Origin of the sequence: Streptomyces sp. UNOB3_S3 (assembly GCF_020740895.1) — a bacterium.
Lineage (GTDB): Bacteria > Actinomycetota > Actinomycetes > Streptomycetales > Streptomycetaceae > Streptomyces.
In genome coordinates, this window is sequence record NZ_JAILXP010000549.1 from 1 (window position 1) to 3,356 (window position 3,356).

General features: G+C 73.1%; 2 protein-coding genes. Both read right to left on the reverse strand.

What is annotated here, in order from left to right; all coding sequences use genetic code 11:
• Positions 1-116: 116 nt before the first annotated feature.
• On the reverse strand, positions 117-887 hold the full coding sequence (locus K6I33_RS33400; RefSeq protein ID WP_229358484.1) for a glucose 1-dehydrogenase: 771 nt from the start codon (positions 885-887) through the stop codon (positions 117-119).
• 98 nt (positions 888-985) lie between these two features.
• Positions 986-3,356 (reverse strand): thioester reductase domain-containing protein (locus tag K6I33_RS33405; RefSeq protein WP_229358486.1); only part of this gene is annotated, 2,371 nt, incomplete at its 5' end.

Consider the following 3,356-nt stretch of genomic DNA (forward strand, 5'->3'; position numbering starts at 1 on the left):
GACAGCCTATGAGGTCGCCGGGGTGCAGGGCGGCGAGATCGCGTTCCGGATAGGGCTGCGGTACGGCGCGGGGGCCGGGACCGCGGCTGTCACCGGCTGACGGCCGTCACTGGTCGTCACTGGTTGACGAAGCCGCCGTCCACCGGCATCACCACGCCGGTGAGGAACGGCGAGCGGTCGCTGAGCAGCCAGGCGGCCGCCTCGGCGATCTCCTCCGGGGCCGCGGTGCGGCCCTGCGGGGTCATGCCGTTCACCATCTCCTCCAGGCCCGGGTTGCGGTCGAACCAGTCGGCCGTGATCTCGCTGCGCGTGGTGCCCGGGGCGACGGCGTTGACCCGGATGCCCTGCCTGGCGTACTCGTCGGCCGCGGCCCGGGTCAGCCCGGCCACCGCGTGCTTGGCGGCGACGTAGGGGGCGGCGGCCGGGATGGCGACGAGCCCGGCGACGCTGCTGTTGTTGACGATCGCGCCGCCGCCGGTCGCCAGCATGGCGGAGACCTCATGGCGCAGGCAGTTCCAGACGCCGCGGACGTTGGTGTCCATGATCGCGTCGTAGACGTCGTCGCCCATCAGGTGCATCGGGGTGCGGTCGCCGCCGACGCCGGCGTTGTTGAAGGCGGCGTCCAGACGGCCGTACCGCTTGACGGCGAACTCGACCGCGCGACGGGCGTCGTCGGGGCGGGTGACGTCGGTGACGACGTACGAGGCCTCGGCGCCCTGCTCGCGGAGCTCGGCGGTGAGGGCGGCGAGGCGGTCCTCACGGCGGGCCGCGAGGACGACGCGGGCGCCCTCACGGGCGAAGACGCGGGCGGCGGCCGCGCCTATGCCACTGCTGGCGCCGGTGACGAGCGTCACCTTGTGGGGGAGGAGGGAGTGCTGGCTGGTCATGATGGGGAGTTTGCCAGCCCTTGGTTTTTTCCCCGAATGCCGGAGGGGCCGAATTCGGGAGGGGCCGGATATTCGGCCCCTCCCGAATTCGATCGCGCTCAGCTGACCGGCTGGCTCACCGGCGCCGCCGGGAAGTGGCCCTCCTCGACGAAGAAGCCGACGTACTTCTCGAAGAGCTCCCGCGTCAGCTCCGGGCAGGCGATGCCGCTGCCCTCCAGCGCGGCCTCCGTCTCCTCGGTGCCGATCGGCGGATAGAAGGCGTCGGTGTCCGACGTCATCATCTCGAAGGCGTGCAGCAGCGGGTACAGGGCGTTGTCCCGGTCCGTACGGACGGACTCGCTCCACTCGTCCCAGGAGCGCTCGCCCAGCGGGTAGCCCAGGTCGCGCAGGTAGGCGACGCAGGTGCCCAGGGAGAGCGAGCTCTGGTTGAACAGGTGGAACGTGCCGCCGGCGCTCTTCTCCTGCCGGGAGATGCCCAGGATCGAGGCGCTCACATAGTCCACCGGCAGCAGATGGAAGCGGCCACCGCTGGTCGTGGGCACCGAACCGGCCTGGAGCAGGCCCTTGAGGCTGAGCCAGACGAAGTCCGCCGTCTGGCAGGCGCCGTTCTCCTGGTCACCGGAGATCACGTCGACGCGGTAGACCGAGACCGGCAGGCCGCGCTCGCGGGCCACCCCGATGAGCTGCTCCGCCACCCACTTGCTCTGGAGGTAGCCGCTCGGCAGCGCCTCGGCGGGGCCGGTCGGGTCGGTGACCTTCAGCGGGACGCCCTCCTCGCGCACGCCGTCGAAGACGCCGACGGTCGAGACGTAGTGGACGGGCACCGTGCGGTGCCGGGCGGCCAGCCGCAGCACCTCCTCCGTGCCCAGGACGTTGGACGCCTTGAGCGTGGTGTACGGGTGGAGCCAGTGGACGCGGGCGCCGTTGTGGTAGACCACGTCGACCTCGCGGGCGAGGGCGTCGAAGGTCTCCGGCGCGAGGCCCAGGCCCGGCTCGGCGAGATCGCCGAGGACGATCGCCAGCCGCGCGGGGTCGACCTCGTCCCAGACCCGGTAGTACTCCATGTTGGCGCGCAGCCGCGCCAGGGCGCCGGCCTCGTCCGTGCCGCGCACCAGGCAGTGGATCCGGCCCGTGGTGGTCCGCATCAGGTCGCGCAGCAGGAATGCCCCGAGGAAGCCGGTGGCGCCGGTGAGCAGGATCTCCTTCGGATCGGCCGCGACGCGCACGACCTCGTCCGCCGGGCGGACGTCCTCGGCGAGGACGATCTCCGCGGCGAAGTCCACGCCCGGGGCGGCCGCGTCACCGGTGGCCCCGGCCAGCGCCTCCGTGAGCAGGAAGGCGGCCAGGCCCTCCGGCGTGGGGTGGTCGAAGACCACCGTCGCCGGCAGCTTGACGCCGGAGGCGGCACCCAGCCGGTTGCGCAGCTCGACCGAGGTGAGCGAGTCGAAGCCGAGGGAGGGGAAGGACTGCGAGGCGTCGATGCCGGTGCCCCCGGAGTGCCCGAGCACCCCGGCGATCTCGGCGGTGACCAGCTCCAGGACGGCCTCCCGCCGCCCGTCCGTGTCCAGCCCGGCCAGCCGCTCGGCCAGCGAACCGTCCACGGTGTCGGAATTGCGGGCCATACGGCGCGCCGGGGTGCGCACCAGGGCGCCGAGCACCGTGGGCGCCTGGGCCGGCTGGGCCCGCAGCGGGGTGAGGTCGAGCGGGGTGGCGACCAGGGCCGGGTCCCCGAGCTCCAGGGCCAGGTCCAGCAGCGCGGTGCCCTGGACGGCGGTGACCGGGCGGAAGCCGCTGCGGGCGATCCGCTTGAGGTCGGTGTCGTCCAGGTGGCCGCTCATGCCGGCCTCCTGCTCCCACAGGCCCCAGGCCAGGGAGGTGGCGGGCAGGCCGTTCGCCCTGCGGTGCTCGGCGAGGGCGTCCAGGAAGACGTTGGCGGCCGCGTAGTTGGACTGGCCGGGGCCGCCGACTATGCCGGCGATGGAGGAGAAGAGGACGAAGGCGGCGAGGTTCTTCTCCTTCGTCAGCTCGTGGAGGTGCCAAGCCGCGTCGACCTTGGGGCGGAGGACGGCGGCGAGGCGTTCGGGGGTGAGGGAGGCGATCAGGCCGTCGTCCAGGACGCCTGCCGTGTGGATGACGGCCGTGAGGGGGTGTTCGGCCGGGATGCCGGCCAGTAGTTTCGCGACTGCCTCGCGGTCGGTTACGTCGCAGGCGGCGACGGTCACGGCTTCGGCGCCGAGCGCCTTCAGCTCGGCGGTGAGCTCCTCCACGCCGTGGGCTGCGGGGCCGCGGCGGCTGGTGAGCAGCAGGTGCCGGGCGCCGTGTTCTCTCACGAGGTGGCGGGCGAAGAGGGCGCCGAGGCTGCCCGTACCGCCGGTGATGAGCACGGTGCCGTCGGGGTCGAGGGGCGCGTGTGCGGCTGCGGGCCGGTGGTCGGGTTGTGCCCACCCTCCCCCAGCTACCGCTGGGAGG

What these genes read in the sequence shown, in the direction of transcription:
- K6I33_RS33400 (WP_229358484.1), bottom strand. Translation starts at nt 887, where the DNA reads ATGACCAGCCAGCACTCCCTCCTCCCCCACAAGGTGACGCTCGTCACC.